We start from the raw sequence: 15069 nt of genomic DNA, 5'->3' as shown, positions 1-15069 counted from the left end.
CCCTAAAGCAGCTTGCCTGGGTTGAGGATCCCGTTCGGATCGAAGGCCTGCTTGATCTTGCGCATCATCTCAAGCTCGATCGGCTGCTTCGCGTGGCGTAACAGATCGCGCTTCATCCGCCCGATGCCGTGCTCGGCACTGATCGAGCCACCGAGGTCGAGCACGATCTCATGCACCGCGGCGTTGAGCGCCTCCCAATTGGCGAGGAACACAGCGCGATCCATCGAAGGCGGCTGGCTCACATTGTAGTGAATGTTGCCGTCGCCGAGATGTCCGAAGGGCACCGGCCGGGCGCTTGGGATCATCAACTCGACGAGCTGATTGGCGCGGGCGATGAACTCAGGCACGCGGGCGACCGGCACGGCCACGTCGTGCTTGATGGAGCCGCCCTCTTGGCGTTGCACCTCGCTCATCAGCTCGCGCAGGCGCCAAAGCTCGCGCTCTTGCGCCAGCGATGCGGCGATGACGGCATCGTCGATCTCCTTTGCCTCGACAGCTTCGCCGAGCAGCGCCTCGGTGACGCGGGCGACGTCGTCACCCTCCCGCGGGCTCGAAAGCTCCAACAGCACATACCAAGCGTGGGGGGAGCGAAGCGGATCGCGGGCGTCGCTGCCATGCTTCAGCACGAAGTCGAGGCCAAGGCGCGGCATCAGCTCGAAGGCGGTGAGCGCAGGTCCCGCCAAGGCATAGGCGCGGGAGAAGAAGGCGGTGGCGGATTCAAGGTGAGAAAGCCCGGCGAACGCCGTCACCGTCTCGGCAGGCTTCGGGTAAAGGCGCAGCACGGCAGCGGTGATGATGCCGAGCGTGCCCTCGCAGCCGATGAACAGGTCCTTGAGGTCGTAGCCGCTATTGTCCTTGCGCAAGCGCTTCAGCCCGTTCCACACGCTTCCGTCGGCGAGCACGACTTCGAGACCGAGGGTGAGATCGCGGGCGCTGCCATAGGAAAGCACCGCCATGCCTCCGGCATTGGTGGCGAGCACGCCGCCGATCTGGCAGCTGCCTCCCGAGGCGAGGCTCAAGGGAAATAGCCGCCCGGCACTCGCCGCCACTCCTTGCGCATTGGCGAGCACCAGGCCTGCTTCGACCGTCATGGTGTTGCCTTCGAGGTCGATGTCGCGGACATGGGTCATGCGGCTTAAGCTGACCACCACTTCATGGCCGCTTTCGAATGGGATTTGGCCGCCGACCAGTCCGGTATTGCCGCCTTGCGGCACGATCGCCGTGCGCGTTTCGCTGGCGCGCTTCAAGATCGCCGCCACTTCGGCGGTCGAGCCCGGCTTGAGCACGAGCGCCGCCTTGCCGAAATAGCGGTCGCGCCATTCCACGAGATAGGGCGTCATGGCCTCTGGCTCGCGGACCGCGTGGTCCTCGCCGACGATGCGGACGAGCGCGTCGAGCGTCGCATCGCTCGGCCGCCGAGGTTGAGGATGGTCGCCCGTCATGGAAGATCGGCGCCAGCGGTCAAGGTGGCAGGGATGCGCGCACGCTTGAGCCGGTCGTTGATGGCTTCGCCGAGACCATGATCGGGGATCGGCATGACCGCGATGGTCTCTGCGCCCGTGGCATCGAGCGTCCTGAGCGCGGCGAAAAGATTCGCAGCTGCCTCGGTCAAATCGCCGCGCCGGCTGAGATTGATCGTTGGACCGGCGAAACCGGGCGCGTTCGGGCCGAAGGCGAGAAACGCTTCTCCGTGGCGCGGCTTGCTCGCGTCGAGGCGGAGCGGCGTCGCCGGCGCATAATGGACGGCGAGCTGACCCGGCGAGGTCACGTGGCCGCCAGCGTCGGGCGCGGCAAGTCTATGGCCTAGCACCTTCTCGATCTCCTGCCGCGGAAGCGCGCCCAAGCGAAGCAGAGTCACTTTGTCTCCCTCGACCCCTAACACTGTCGACTCGAGCCCGAGCGTGCACGGGCCCCCATCGAGAATCATGGCCGGCAGGCGCCCAAGCTCGGCCTCGACATGGGCGGCGGTGGTCGGGCTTACGCGGCCGGAGCGGTTGGCGCTCGGTGCGGCGATTGGCAGCTTCGCTGCTTCGAGCAGCGCGCGGGCAACCGGATGACTTGGAGAGCGAAGCGCGATGGTGTCGAGGCCGGCGCTGATGAGATCGGGAATGCCGCAGTCTGATCTCCGCGGCAGCACGAGAGACAGAGGCCCTGGCCAGAAGGCTTTGATGAGCCTTCGCGCGGTTTCGTTGACGACGGCGCAGGCTTGAGCCTCTTCCTCCCCAAGCACATGCACGATCAGAGGATTGAAGCGGGGCCGGTCCTTGGCGGCAAAGACCTTGGCGACCGCCGCCGCGTCGAGCGCATTGGCGCCGAGCCCATAAACCGTCTCGGTGGGAAAGGCGACGATCTCGCCCTTGGCCAGCGCCTCGGCGGCGCGGTCGATTGACTGTTTCGTTGCGGCGACGATCGTCATGGTAAATCTGCTGGGCAACCTTGGTTCCTCAAGTTTGCCCGTATATGATGAAGCGCTATTGCACTCTAGGCCGAAATCCGATGACCCGCAGCGTTACCGTCAAAGCGGCACATGATGCCGAAGCCGGTGTCTGGTATGTCGAAGAGAGCGATCTTTTCGGCTTGAATGCCGAGGCCGACACGCTTGAGGAACTCGTCAACAAGCTTCCGGCGGTCATCTCAGACCTTCTCGAACCCGAAGACGGCGAAGATGCTGAAACTCCGGTTGAGCTTGTGGTCCAAATCAGCACGCGCATCCAGCTCAGTTCCGACGCCGCGTGAAGGACTACGGGAAAGCATTAAGGAAGATACTAGACGAGAATGGCTGTGCGTTCGTTCGCCACGGTCGTGGCGACCATGACGTGTGGGAAAACCCGGCATCCGGGCGCCGCTTTGCGGTGCCGGTCAAGATCAGGTCGCGGCACCTAGCGAACAAGATTCTTAAAGAGGCTGGATTGGAGAAGGCCTTTTGAGCGCGATGCCAGCACGTTGACCAATCGGTGTCGGCGGCTCACGATCCCCCGGAAAATGCCCACCCTGCTCCTCACCCATCCCGACTGCCTGCTGCACGACATGGGCCAAGGTCACCCTGAGCGGCCGGATCGGCTGCGTGCCGTCGACCACGCGCTCGCCGGCCCCGCCTTCGCCGCGCTGAAGCGCGAGCAGGCGCCGCTTGCCGATCTCGCCGTTATCGAGCGGCTGCATCCCTCCCGCTATGTGGAGGCGATCAGGGACGCCATCCCGCGGCAGGGTCTCATCTGGCTCGATCCCGACACCGCAATTTGCCCGAGGAGCTACGATGCGGCCCTTCGGGCGGCCGGCGCCACGGTCTACGCCATGGACCAGGTGATGACGGGCGCCGCCAAGAACGCCTTCTGCGCCGTGCGCCCCCCAGGACACCACGCCGAGCCCTCGCGCGCCATGGGCTTCTGCCTGTTCAACAACGTTGCCGTCGCCGCGCTGCATGCCCGCGCCGCCCATGGCGCCGAGCGCGTGGCGGTGGTCGATTTCGACGTGCATCACGGCAACGGCACGCAGGACGCGTTCTGGTCTGACCGGGATCTGTTCTACGGCTCCACGCACCAGATGCCGCTGTTCCCCGGCACCGGAGCGTTGAGCGAGACCGGAGCCGGCAACATCTTCAATGCGCCGCTCAGCCCGCTCGACGGCAGTGCGCGCTTTCGCGAGGCGTTCTTGAGCCGCATCCTGCCGGCGCTGCACGATTTCGCTCCGGACGTGCTGCTGATCTCGGCGGGGTTCGACGCCCATCGCGACGACCCGCTTGCCCAGATCGAGCTCACCGAGGAGGATTTCGCCTGGGTGACCGAGAAGCTCATGGAGATGGCCGAGAAGCATGCCGGCGGCCGGGTCGTCTCCGCGCTCGAGGGCGGCTACGATCTTCAGGCGCTCGGGCGCTCAACCGCCGTCCACGTGCTGGCCCTGATGCAGGCTTCCTCTTGAGGATTACCCGCTTCTCGGTTCGCGATTAGCGCCAGAAATACTGTGTCCAACAACGATAGCGGTCGCACAGGTTTTGATAGTTGAGGCGCGGGTAGTACTGTCCGATATAGGTTCGGCTGTAGGGTGAGCCGCGCCACGGTTGATAGCTTGGAACAGGACGATAAGTGTATGAGGTCTGGGCTGCCGCCGGATCGGAGGCGACAATGGCGCCCGACAGGGCGGTGAGGACGAGCACAGAGCCAAGGATCAATCTCTTCATGAGAGGTCTCCTTTCAAGGTTTGCCTGGTCTTAAGGATCATTGGACCGAAGCACATCGACGCTATCCCCACTGCGTTCTGGAAGGCTGTGGGAATTGGCACACCGAGGGACCGGGGGTGGCTGTTCGATGGCTTCGGGTGCTAAGGGAAGCGCCTTCCTCTTGAACCTTGCCGTCCCGAAGGGCTAAAGGCTCAGCATGGCCGAAACATCAGAACATGCCGACATCAAGGATATGAGCTTCGAGCAGGCGCTGAAGGAGCTCGAAGCCATCGTCGACCGCCTGGAGAAGGGCGATGTGGAGCTTGAGGCCTCGATCCTGATCTATGAGCGGGGCGAGGCGCTGAAGGCGCATTGCGACGCGCTTCTGCGCAAAGCTGAAGCCAAGGTCGAGAAGATCTCGCTCAATTCGAACAATCAGCCCACCGGCACCGAGCCGCTCGATGTCGAGGACTAGCTCGCTTTCCAGCTCGCCTCGGTGACGAGCTGGCGCAGCCAATCGGCTTCAGCCCCGAACCTTTCAAGATGCGACAGGCTTCTTGCTTGAAACTCCGACGCCTTGCGCCTCGCACCTTCCACTCCGAACAGATCGATGGCAGTGCATTTGCCGGCATCCTTGCCCCGCTCCTTGCCGACTTCCGCCACGCCGGCAACGACATCGGCGACATCGTCGAGGAATTGGTAGGCGTAGCCGAGATCGACGCCGGCAGCCTGCAGGCTCGCGGCATCTTCATCGTCGGCGCCGGTCAGGATGCCACCCATCTTGGCCGCGGCCCCATAGAGCGCCGCGCTCTTCAGCCGGTAACAGGTGAGCAGGCGCGCTTCTTCGCAAGTGCCGCCATCCAGGTCCTGACGCATGTCGTGCACCTGGCCTTCGATCATCATCATCCCAGCCTCGCTCAGCTCGAGCGCAGCCTTAATGCGCGCGGGCGCAGGGACAGCGGGGATGTCGAGACTGATCCGATAGGCGAGCGTCACCAGGAACACCGGCGTCATGTCGGCAGCCCAGGCCGGGAAGGCGCGATGCGTGCAGGGCTTTCCCCTCCTGACGGTCGCGTCATCCATGCTCGGCAGATCGTCGAGGACAAGGGACGCCACGTGCGCTAGCTCCACGCCGCAGGCCGCTGGCAGGACGCGTTGCAGCGCATCGTCGCGAAAGATCTTGCCCGCGGCAACGGCAACAAGGGCGCGCCAGCGATGCCCGCCGCCAAGCACCGCGTAGCCGGCGGCGCGGGCGACATCGGTATCTGGAGCCTTGGCAAAAAGCTGGGCGAGGAAATCTTCCACGGCGCGGCGCAATTCCGCCTTGGCGACGTCGAAGTCCTGAACGGCTTCGCTCGGCGTCGACAGAATGGCGCGTGCCATGCGCGTCTCCCCAGACCCGAGGCGAGGTTAGGGGAAAATGCTGGACGGCGCGAAGCTATTTCTCGCCAAAGAGCTAATGCAGCATGGTCACCTTGAGCTTTAGCCCCCGCTTGGGCCGCAGCGTGATGCGGGCGAGCGGCACCGGAACCTCGCCTGCGGGAAGCTCAAAACGGGCCCCGGCAAGGAAGGTTGCGAGCATGGCCTTGGTCTCGAGCATGGAGAAGGCTCCGCCGATACAGCTTCGCGGGCCGGTACCGAAGGGCATATAGGCGCAACGGTGGCGCCCGGCGCGTGCTTCCGGGGCAAACCGGGACGGGTCGAAACGAAGCGGATCAGACCACAGAAGCCGGTGCCGGTGAACGACGTAGATCGGAATGACCACGGTGGCGCCGGACGCTAGCTCGACCTCGCCAAGTTTGACCGGCCTTCGCGTAATCCGCATCAGGCTCGGAGCCGGCGGATAGAGTCGCATCGCTTCGAGGAACACTGCCTCCAACAGCCCAAGCTGCTCGAGCTGGTTCGCGCTCAAAGGTCCGGCGCCCAAAGGCCCGGCTCCCATGACGTGACGCACCTCCTCGCGAACCTTGTCCTGCCACTCTGGAAAAAACGCGAGCACATAGAGGGCCCAGGTGAGGGCCTGCGCCGTCGTCTCCTGCCCGACCATCAGGAAGGTGACGACATTGTCGATGATCAGGCTGTCGGACATCTTGGCGCCGGTTGCTTGATCACGCGCCGCCACCAATCTCGACAGCAAGTCGGCGCCGTCGCCACGGCCCAGCCGGCGGTTGGCGAGCACGCGCGCGGCCACTTCACGGAGATTGTCGCCAGCCCGCCGCATGGAACTGCTTCCAGGATGCGGGGTCCATGCCGGCAATTTCAACGCGGCATAGGCGATCTTCCACGTCGTCGAGCTGAGAAAGGCTGTACCCGCCTCCGACACCATCTTGCGGTCTTGCGTGCGAAGATCGGCGCCCAAGATGGTGTCCTGCAGCGCCTGCATGGCCGCTTCGGTCATATCTTTGCCGATGATTTGCAGCGAGCCCGGTCCCGCCTTGCGCCAGCGAGCAAGCACGGGTTCGCAAGAAGCGGCGAAGGCTGGCGCATAGGAGAGGAGCGCCTCGGCGCGGAACAGCGGCGCGGCGATGCGCCTTTGCCAGCGCCAGTCGTCGCCCTCGGCGATGAGCAGCCCCTTGCCACCGGCGCGGCCGAGGACATTGTCGTAGAGCGGGCTCTTGGTGAAGGCGTCGCTGTCGTCCAGCAAAATTTGCTGGGTCAGCTCCGGATCGGTGACGAAAACGGTCTCGAGGCCAAAGTCGCGGTAGACCACGATCGGCTCGTCGTAGAAATCTTCGCCCCAGCTCGCCACCGGGTTGCTCACAAGACGCGCGAGCAGGCGGAGGAACGGCAGCCGCCCGGCCGGCGGTTTCGGCACTTCGACTATGGTCGCATCCAACGCCATGGCTCCATGACACAATTCGGACGGCCTGCTAGGCTAGTTGAAACCCGAGGCCTGGGTCGATAAAGGTCCTGTCACAAAAAAGAGAACTTCAAGCCATTTCCTTGTGTTCCGGGGAGCTGATGAGCGCCGAACATCCAACGCCGCTGCTTGACCGGGTGCGCACCCCAGAAGATGTGCGCGCCTTGGACGACTCCGACCTGCCGCAGCTTGCGGCTGAGCTTCGCCAGGAGACTATCGACGCGGTGTCGGTGACTGGCGGGCATCTTGGCGCGGGCCTCGGCGTGGTCGAGCTCACCATCGCGCTGCACAAGGTGTTCGACACGCCGCGCGACAAGCTCGTGTGGGATGTGGGCCACCAGACCTATCCGCACAAGATCCTGACCGGAAGGCGCGACCACATCCGCTCCTTGCGCATGGGCGGAGGCCTGTCAGGCTTCTGCAAGCGCGATGAGAGCGAATACGACACCTTCGGCGCCGGCCACTCCTCGACCTCGATCTCGGCAGGACTCGGCATGGCGGTGGCGCGCGATCTCAGCCGCAGGAAGCAGAACGTGGTCTGTGTCATCGGCGACGGCGCCATGAGCGCCGGCATGGCCTATGAGGCGATGAACAACGCCGGCGCCATGGATTCCCGGCTGATCGTGATCCTCAACGACAACGACATGTCGATCGCCCCTCCGGTGGGCGCCATGAGCGCCTACCTCGCGCGCCTGATCTCAGGCGAGACTTACCGGCAGTTACGCAATTGGGCGAAGCAGCTCGCCAAGATCCTGCCCAAGGCGTGGGAGCGCCGGGCGGCGCGCGCCGAGGAATACACGCGTGGCTTCTGGACCGGCGGCACGCTGTTCGAGGAGCTCGGCTTCTATTACGTGGGCCCGATCGACGGACATAATTTCGATCATCTGCTCCCGGTGTTGCGCAATGTGCGCGACACGCAGAACGGCCCGATCCTGATCCACGTGGTCACGCAGAAGGGCAAAGGCTACGAGCCCGCGGAGATTTCCGCCGACAAGTTCCACGGCGTCAACCGCTTCAACGTCATTACCGGAGCGCAGGAAGCGGCAAGCAGCGGCGCGCCGAGCTATACCAAGGTATTCGCCAACGCGCTGATCGAGGAGGCGAGGGCGGATGAGAAGATCGTCGCCATCACCGCGGCGATGCCCTCCGGCACGGGGCTCGACCGCTTCGCCGAAGCCTTCCCCGACCGCGCATTCGACGTTGGCATCGCCGAGCAGCACGCGGTGACTTTTGCCGCAGGGCTCGCGGTCGAGGGCTACAAGCCTTTCGCCGCCATCTATTCGACCTTCCTGCAGCGCGCCTACGACCAGGTCGTGCACGACGTCGCCATCCAGAGCCTGCCGGTCCGCTTCGCCATCGACCGTGCCGGATTCGTCGGCGCCGACGGCCCGACCCATGCCGGAGCCTTCGACGTCACCTATCTCTCCTGCCTGCCCGGATTCGTGGTGATGGCGGCGAGCGACGAGGCCGAGCTCATGCATATGGTGGCCACGGCAGCCACCATCGGCGACCGGCCGTCGGCCTTCCGCTATCCCCGCGGCGAAGGTACCGGCGTGGCTTTGCCGAAACGGGGCGAGGTCCTCCCTCTGGGCAAGGGGCGAACCCTGCGCGAGGGCTCTGCCGTCGCCATCCTCTCCTTCGGGGCCAGGCTCGGCGATGCGCTCAAGGCCGGCGACCAGTTGGCTTCCTTCGGACTCTCGACCACGGTTGCCGATGCGCGCTTCGCCAAGCCACTCGATGAGGACTTGGTGCGGCAGCTCGCATCCCACCACGAGGTGCTGATCACCATCGAGGAAGGTGCGATCGGCGGCTTCGGGTCGCAGGTGCTGCATTATCTTGCGCGCGAGGGCCTGCTCGATCGGGGGCTGAAGGTGCGGACCCTGACGCTCCCCGACAGCTTCATCGAGCACGACAAGCCGCAAGCCATGTACGCACGCGCCGGCCTCGACGCTTCCGGCATCGTCGCCGCGGTGTTGGCGGCGCTTGGCAAGGATCTCGGCGCCGCCGAGGCGGCGCGCCTCGCTTGAGGCTATTCGAGCTTGCAGTTCTCGACGAATTTGCCGACCGACTCAGCCCTGCCCACCTCCGACATGGTGGCGCTCGCCTCGCCCATCTTGATGGTCAGCGGGCCGGAATCGCGCAGCACTTCGAGCACCGGCTTCACGTTGATATCGCTCGCTTCGCCGAAGGTCTTGCCGGTCGTCTCGTTTTTCCCAACCTCGCCGTCGACCGGCGATTGAGCCTTGGCAGAAGACAGCTCGATGGTGAGGGGGTCGCCGGGCTTTGCGTCGGGGATCTCCTTATGCACGTCGAGCACGACGATATTCATGCCGCTGAAGCAGGACAGCATGAAGAGCGGATTTTGCGCCGGATCGAGCGGACCATAGGCAAGCGTGGTCAATCCGCCGCCGGTTTTCTCCGTCCACATCAGGACTTGCTCGCCGGCGCCCGCGAGCGGCAGGGTCGCGAGCATGGCGACGACCGCCAGAAATAGACGCGGGCCTAAGCGCGCCATCGACGTAAAATGCTTCGGCATCGGCTTGCGGTCACCTGAGCAAAAACAGATGCGGGCGGCCGGATAAGGTCCGTCGCCCGCGCCTTGCTAGTCGATGCCGCGGGGCTTGGCAAATATGTCCGGTTTCGGGGGGCGCTTTAGGGCCGCGTGCCTTCTCCCTGCCGGAAGTGGCCAGCCTGCATGGCCGAAATCGCCAGGTCGATTGCCCTCTCTCCGAAACCACGGAAGGCCGGATCGAACTCGAAATAGTTGCAGGTGATCTCCTCGCCGGCGGCGATGTCGACGATGGCATAGCCCGTGTCGAAGACCCGGAAATCGGTGTTCGGCCGCTCTTTGTGGTTCATGAACTTGCCGTCATCGCAGTCGATGATGCGCACGCCGTCGATTTCCAGATGTGGATAGCTGTAGCGCGCGACATAATCCTGCATGTGCGCCGGCAGCACGGCGATCTCGTGCGTGTAGACGAAGATGTCGAACTTCGGGTTCAGCACCCAAAGCTGGCTGCCGCTCGGAATGAATTCGCCGGCAAAGATGCCGAGGCCCTGAATTTCGCTTGGCGCGACATAACTACGGACGAGCATCATGTCCGTTCTCTCCGCTTGGCTCTCAGTTGGGTTGATGATCAGAGGTTGGATGCTGGCTCATGCGAGATTGCCGTTCGCGCCGTGCACGAGCGCGAGAGCGGCCCGCTTGCGTACCCGCCGGCGCGGGGATTGCTCGGCTTGCAGGGCGGCGATGCGGCGCTGCAGATAGGGCGAGAAATGGCCGGCATAGCGCTTCCACAACGAGGGATCGCGCCAATCGTTGCCGGTTACGCGACCGCGGCAATGCGAAGAGCCGCAGGCGCAGTCGAACTCGTCGTAAGGCGAGCCGTCGCACATGGCATAGTCGATGGTGACCTCGTCGCCAGGCTGGATCGCGTGCATGGCGACGATGGTGATCTGTCCGTTAAGGCCGGCATTCGGTTCGCAGCTATGGTTGATGTAGTCCGGCGCCTCGTCGGGGTTAAGCGAAGCGAGGTAAAGACCCTCCTCGACCTGCGCGGTGTGACGGCGGATGTCTTCGGAGAGGTCGTCGAGCTCCTCGGCGGAGACCAAGCGCCCACTCCACACAGCAATGACCTCGCCGGGCTCGATCAGTTCCCGAGCGAATACGGCCTTGCCACCGGCCACGTCACGATTTCGGACTTCGCACTTTTCGGTGAGGTAAGCCGTCGTACTTTGGCTCACGAGACCTCCGCGAGGGCGCGCCGAGCGGTGCGCTTCGCAGTATATAGTTGGCGGTGCCGTCCGCTCCCGGTTCGTCATCCGCGCGCGAGACTCCCCCACGCGGGCGGAAGCATATGAGAAGCCCATATGAGCATCTACAAAAAAATGCGGCTCGACCGAATTTTGGTGGACAGGGGTCTGGCCGTCACCCGCTCGCGCGCTGCCGACCTGATCCGCCTCGGGGCGGTGAGCGTGGACGGCCAGCCTGCGCTGAAGCCCGGGGCGCTGATCGAGCCCGGCGCGCGCCTCATCGTCGACGGGCAGGCCTCTCCCTTCGTCTCGCGCGGGGGGCTCAAGCTCGCCGCCGCGCTCGATGCCTTCGGCCTCAACCCCAAGGGCCTCGTCGCGCTCGATATCGGCGCTTCGACGGGCGGCTTCACCGAGGTGCTTTTGCAGCGCGGAGCGACCTGCGTCTACGCCGTCGATGTCGGGCGCGACCAGCTGCATGCCAAGCTTCGCGACGACCCCCGCGTGGTGGCGCTGGAGGCAACCGACGCAAGGGCCCTCGGCACGGAAGTCATCGAAGGCCCGGTCGGCGCCATCGTCGCCGATGTCAGTTTCATCAGCCTGACCAAGGCCTTGCCGGCGGCCCTCAACCTCGCGGCGCCAGGCGCCTGGCTCGTCGCCTTGGTCAAGCCGCAGTTCGAGGTGGGGCGCAAGGCCGTGGGCAAAGGTGGCATCGTGCGCGACGCTCAGGCCAGGGCGAGAGCGGTGGCGGAGGTGCGGGCCTTCATCGACTCTGCGCCAGGCTGGAAAGTGTTTGCCGAGATGCCCTCTCCTATTCCGGGCGGAAGCGGCAACGAGGAAGTGCTGATCGGCGCCAGCCATGGAGCTTGAGGTCAGGATCGAGCGGCTCGGCGCTCAGGGCGACGGCGTGGCACAGGGCCCTGACGGGCCGCTATTCGTGCCCTTCACGCTTCCCGGCGAACTGGTGAAGGTGGAGGCCGAGCCAGGTGAAGCCCGCGCCGAGGCGCTTGCCATCCTCAAGCCGAGCCCTGAGCGCATCGCCCCGGTCTGCCGATATTTCGGCAACTGCGGCGGCTGCGCCCTCCAGCACATGGAGGGCCATGCCTATCTCGCCTGGAAGCGCGAGCAGGTGATCGCGGCGCTCGCCTCTCGCGGGCTTGAGGCGCCGGTCGAGGAGGTGCGCGCCGTGCCGCTCGCAAGCCGGAGGCGGGCGGCCTTCACGCTTGGCCGCACGGCGCAAGGCATCGCCTTCGGCTATCGCGCCGCGCGTTCGCAGACAATCGTCGACATTGCCGCCTGCCCGGTGCTCAGCCCCAACTTCGCCGGACGGCTGCCCAAGCTCAAATCCGCGCTCGCGACGCTGCTTGGCGGGAGGCGTGAAGCGCGCGTCACCGTGACGGAAGCCGATCAGGGTCTCGATCTCGTGGTCGAAGGCCTACGCCCCTCGCCTTCGCTGTTCGCCAAGCTCGCCGCGGCGGGCGCGAGACTCGGGGCCGCCCGCATCACGGTCGACGGCGAGAGCGTCATTCTCGCCAGCGAACCCTCCGTTTCTCTTTCGGGCACGCAGGTGAGGCTGCCACCGGGAGCCTTCCTGCAAGCCTCGCGCGAGTCGGAGGCGGCGCTGGTCGCTCTGGTCAAGGAAGGCGTGGGCCGGTCAAAGCGCGTGGCAGATTTGTTCGCCGGCATCGGCACTTTCACTTTCGCGCTCGCTGCAAGCGCCGAAGTCGACGCCTATGAGCAGGATGAAGCGGCTGTTGCGGCGCTTGGCCAGGCGGCGCGGGGGACGCCGAAGCTCAAACCAGTGCGGACGCACACGAGAGACCTGTTCCGCGTGCCGCTCGGGGCGCGCGAGCTTGCCCGCTACGACGCTGTGGTGCTCGACCCGCCGCGCGCCGGCGCCAAGGCCCAGGCCGAGACGCTCGCGGCGTCGTCGGTGCCGAAGGTGGTCATGGTCTCGTGCAATCCAGGCACTTGCGCCCGCGACCTGCGCATCCTCGTCGGCGGCGGCTACCGCATCGCGCGCGTGGTCCCCGTCGACCAGTTCCTGTTCTCGCCGCATGTCGAACTTGTGGCGGTTCTTGAGCGCTGAAGCCAAGTGCCAATTGGCTTGTGACACCGCCGCCTCAACAGGCGTCACCCCGGCGAAAGCCGGGGTCCAGTTTTGACTAGCGCTTCGCGCGCTGGATACAGGCTTGCGCCGGTATGACGAACACGCTAGCCGGCGAGCAGCCGATCGACGTAAGTAGGCACGATCCCCGTCGCCGGGCCTTCGAGCCGCTCAAGGAAGAGGTCGGCGCCGTCGGAAGGCTCGAGATTGAGCTCGACGGCATGGGCGCCTGCGGCGCGGGCCTCCATCACGAAACCTGCCGCCGGATAGACGGTGCCGCTCGTGCCGATGGAGACGAACAGGTCGCAGGCCCCGAGCGCCTCATAGATGCGCTCCATCTCCCGCGGCATCTCGCCGAACCACACAACGTCCGGGCGCATGGCGGCTTCGCCGCACCTCGCGCAGAGCGTTTCGATGGACAGATCCTCTTTCCACGGCGCACTTGTTCCGCAGGCGGCACAGAGCGCTCGCTCGAGCTCGCCATGCATATGAATGAGGTTCTTCGTGCCGGCCGCCTCGTGCAGGGCGTCGATGTTCTGGGTGACGGCAAGAACGTTGCCGCCATGCTCGCGCTCGAGCCTGGCAAGGGCAAGATGGGCGGCGTTGGGCAGCGCCTGCTTATGCCAGGAGCGGCGAAGATTGTAGAACTCATGGACGCGGACGGGATCGCGGGCAAAGGCCTCAGGCGTCGCCACGTCCTCGATCCTGAAATTCTCCCAAAGTCCGCCAGGCCCTCGGAAGGTGCCGAGCCCGCTCTCGGCCGAGAGCCCAGCCCCGGTCAGGATGACGATGTTGTGGTACGCGCTCATTCCGCTTAGCCGCCCTCCAGCTCCCCCTCACCCTTTCCGCCAAAGCGACTTGCTGCGCAAGTCGGGCGGAAAGCCCTCTCCCCACAGGGGAGAGGAAGCAGTGACGCCGCCGCAAGTTCCAACCCTCTCCCCAGCGGGGAGAGGTCGGTGCGCCTCAGGCGCGCCGGGTGAGGGGGATCAGAACTAGAAGTTTGTGCGCTCGTCAGCCTTTGCCGGTCTGGCCGCGGTGGCGGAGGTAGTGGTCGGCAAGCACGATCGCCATCATCGCCTCGCCGATCGGCACGGCGCGGATGCCGACGCAAGGATCATGGCGCCCTTTGGTCGACACCTCGGTCTCGTTGCCGGCGGCGTCGATGGTGCGGCGTGGCGTGAGGATCGACGAGGTCGGCTTCACCGCGAAGCGCGCCACGATGGGCTGGCCGGTGGAAATGCCGCCAAGAATGCCGCCGGCATTGTTGGTGAGGAACTCAGGGGCGCCGTCCCGCCCGATTCGCATCTCGTCGGCGTTCTCTTCGCCCGAGAGCGCCGCCGCGGCGAAGCCCGCGCCGATCTCCACGCCCTTCACCGCATTGATGCTCATGAGCCCGCTGGCGATGTCCTGGTCGAGCTTGCCGTAGACCGGCGCGCCGAGGCCTGCCGGCACGCCTTCGGCCACGATCTCGATGATGGCGCCGCAAGAGGAACCTGCTTTGCGCACCTGGTCGAGAAACTCACCCCATTTCTTCACCGCCTTGGCGTCGGGAGAGAAGAACGGGTTGCGCTCGACTTCTGACCAATCCCAAGTGCGGCGGTCGATGGCGTGAGGGCCCACCTGCACCAGCGCGCCGCGCACGCGCATGCCAGGCACCACTTTGCGGGCGATGGCGCCTGCCGCCACGCGGCTCGCGGTCTCCCGCGCGCTGGCCCGGCCAGAGCCACGCCAATCGCGAACGCCGTATTTGACGAGATAGGTGTAGTCGGCGTGACCGGGGCGGAACTTGTCCTTGATGTCACCGTAGTCTTTCGACCGCGCATCCATGTTCTCGATCTCGAGCGCGATCGGGGTGCCGGTGGTCACCTGCTCTCCGCTCGCCTCGTCGGTGAACACGCCGGAGAGGATGCGCACCTGGTCGGGCTCCTGGCGCTGGGTGGTGTAGCGCGATTGGCCTGGCCGCCGCTTGTCGAGATAGGTCTGGATGTCGGCAACTTCGAGCTGGATGCCGGGCGGGCAGCCGTCGACCACGCAGCCGATCGCCGGCCCGTGGCTCTCGCCCCAGGTGGTGATGCGGAATAGATGGCCGAAGCTGTTGTGCGACATGGATTGAACGTAGCCAGCTTCTAGTTAAGGCCAGGGAAAGGGTCAAACGGCAGCAAGGACGCCAGCCCACCGAAAGGGTGTGCGTGAGAATAA

At 65.3% G+C, this 15069-nt stretch carries 17 protein-coding genes; 7 read left to right on the top strand and 10 right to left on the bottom strand.

Going from position 1 to position 15069, the window contains the following annotated elements:
• Positions 1–2: 2 nt before the first annotated feature.
• Together ACREC7_RS01035 and ACREC7_RS01030 are read right to left on the bottom strand one after the other, a co-directional pair.
• Complete coding sequence (locus ACREC7_RS01035) at positions 3–1442, bottom strand: FAD-binding oxidoreductase (protein WP_431553826.1); 1440 nt, start codon at positions 1440–1442, stop codon at positions 3–5.
• Positions 1439–2416: an L-threonylcarbamoyladenylate synthase gene (locus ACREC7_RS01030; RefSeq protein WP_431553825.1), complete on the bottom strand. Its 978-nt coding sequence runs from the start codon at positions 2414–2416 to the stop codon at positions 1439–1441. Before ACREC7_RS01030 ends, ACREC7_RS01035 begins: the two co-directional genes overlap by 4 nt.
• Positions 2417–2460: 44 nt before the next feature.
• Here ACREC7_RS01030 and ACREC7_RS01025 point away from each other — a divergent pair, with 44 nt between their 5' ends.
• The 3 genes from ACREC7_RS01025 to ACREC7_RS01015 are packed head-to-tail and all read left to right on the top strand — an operon-like array spanning position 2461 to position 3915.
• A complete protein-coding gene (locus ACREC7_RS01025) occupies positions 2461–2736 on the top strand; it encodes a DUF1902 domain-containing protein (RefSeq protein WP_431553824.1) in 276 nt (91 codons plus the stop codon).
• On the top strand, positions 2733–2927 hold the full coding sequence (locus ACREC7_RS01020; protein ID WP_431553823.1) for a type II toxin-antitoxin system HicA family toxin: 195 nt from the start codon (positions 2733–2735) through the stop codon (positions 2925–2927). The genes ACREC7_RS01025 and ACREC7_RS01020 overlap by 4 nt, the downstream gene beginning before the upstream one ends.
• Positions 2928–2982: 55 nt before the next feature.
• The gene (locus ACREC7_RS01015) at positions 2983–3915 is read left to right on the top strand and encodes a histone deacetylase family protein (RefSeq protein ID WP_431553822.1); all 933 of its coding nucleotides are present in this window, start codon (positions 2983–2985) and stop codon (positions 3913–3915) included.
• A 25-nt stretch (positions 3916–3940) separates the two neighbouring features.
• Here ACREC7_RS01015 and ACREC7_RS01010 read toward each other — a convergent pair whose 3' ends face one another.
• Complete coding sequence (locus tag ACREC7_RS01010; RefSeq protein WP_431553821.1) at positions 3941–4174, bottom strand: hypothetical protein; 234 nt, start codon at positions 4172–4174, stop codon at positions 3941–3943.
• 196 nt (positions 4175–4370) lie between these two features.
• Between ACREC7_RS01010 and ACREC7_RS01005 the strand changes: the two genes are divergently transcribed.
• Positions 4371–4628, top strand: a complete 258-nt coding sequence (locus tag ACREC7_RS01005) for an exodeoxyribonuclease VII small subunit (protein ID WP_431553820.1) — start codon at positions 4371–4373, stop codon at positions 4626–4628.
• Here ACREC7_RS01005 and ACREC7_RS01000 read toward each other — a convergent pair.
• On the bottom strand, positions 4625–5536 hold the full coding sequence (locus tag ACREC7_RS01000; RefSeq protein ID WP_431553819.1) for a polyprenyl synthetase family protein: 912 nt from the start codon (positions 5534–5536) through the stop codon (positions 4625–4627). The two genes, ACREC7_RS01005 and ACREC7_RS01000, sit on opposite strands and share 4 nt — an antisense overlap.
• A gap of 73 nt (positions 5537–5609) precedes the next feature.
• The gene (locus ACREC7_RS00995; RefSeq protein WP_431553818.1) at positions 5610–6989 is read right to left on the bottom strand and encodes a cytochrome P450; all 1380 of its coding nucleotides are present in this window, start codon (positions 6987–6989) and stop codon (positions 5610–5612) included.
• 125 nt (positions 6990–7114) lie between these two features.
• Between ACREC7_RS00995 and dxs the strand changes: the two genes are divergently transcribed.
• Positions 7115–9040, top strand: coding sequence for a 1-deoxy-D-xylulose-5-phosphate synthase (dxs, locus tag ACREC7_RS00990; protein ID WP_431553817.1), 1926 nt, complete (start codon positions 7115–7117; stop codon positions 9038–9040).
• A 2-nt stretch (positions 9041–9042) separates the two neighbouring features.
• Here the strand turns inward: dxs and ACREC7_RS00985 are convergent, their stop codons facing one another.
• The 3 genes from ACREC7_RS00985 to ACREC7_RS00975 form a co-directional block, all read right to left on the bottom strand.
• Entirely contained in the window at positions 9043–9528 is a 486-nt protein-coding gene (locus ACREC7_RS00985; protein WP_431553816.1) for a hypothetical protein, read from the bottom strand.
• 137 nt (positions 9529–9665) lie between these two features.
• Positions 9666–10112, bottom strand: coding sequence for an SET domain-containing protein (locus tag ACREC7_RS00980; protein WP_431553815.1), 447 nt, complete (start codon positions 10110–10112; stop codon positions 9666–9668).
• A gap of 57 nt (positions 10113–10169) precedes the next feature.
• Complete coding sequence (locus ACREC7_RS00975; RefSeq protein WP_431553814.1) at positions 10170–10757, bottom strand: SET domain-containing protein; 588 nt, start codon at positions 10755–10757, stop codon at positions 10170–10172.
• A 126-nt stretch (positions 10758–10883) separates the two neighbouring features.
• On the opposite strand from ACREC7_RS00975, the gene ACREC7_RS00970 reads away from it, so the two are divergent.
• Both ACREC7_RS00970 and ACREC7_RS00965 read left to right on the top strand, forming a co-directional pair.
• A complete protein-coding gene (locus tag ACREC7_RS00970; RefSeq protein WP_431553813.1) occupies positions 10884–11633 on the top strand; it encodes a TlyA family RNA methyltransferase in 750 nt (249 codons plus the stop codon).
• Positions 11623–12852 carry a class I SAM-dependent RNA methyltransferase gene (locus tag ACREC7_RS00965; RefSeq protein WP_431553812.1) on the top strand — a complete coding sequence of 410 codons (1230 nt, stop codon included), beginning with the start codon at positions 11623–11625 and terminating at the stop codon, positions 12850–12852. The genes ACREC7_RS00970 and ACREC7_RS00965 overlap by 11 nt, the downstream gene beginning before the upstream one ends.
• Before the next feature lie 125 nt (positions 12853–12977).
• Here the strand turns inward: ACREC7_RS00965 and ACREC7_RS00960 are convergent, their stop codons facing one another.
• Entirely contained in the window at positions 12978–13679 is a 702-nt protein-coding gene (locus tag ACREC7_RS00960) for an NAD-dependent deacylase (RefSeq protein WP_431553811.1), read from the bottom strand.
• Between the two features lie 202 nt (positions 13680–13881).
• Positions 13882–14976 (bottom strand): chorismate synthase, encoded by a 1095-nt coding sequence (aroC, locus tag ACREC7_RS00955; RefSeq protein WP_431553810.1) that lies wholly within the window; start codon positions 14974–14976, stop codon positions 13882–13884.
• Positions 14977–15069: the final 93 nt, after the last annotated feature.

Source organism: Methyloceanibacter sp. (genome assembly GCF_050728395.1).
Lineage (GTDB): Bacteria > Pseudomonadota > Alphaproteobacteria > Rhizobiales > Methyloligellaceae > Methyloceanibacter.
This window is presented reverse-complemented; position numbering and strand designations above follow the sequence as displayed.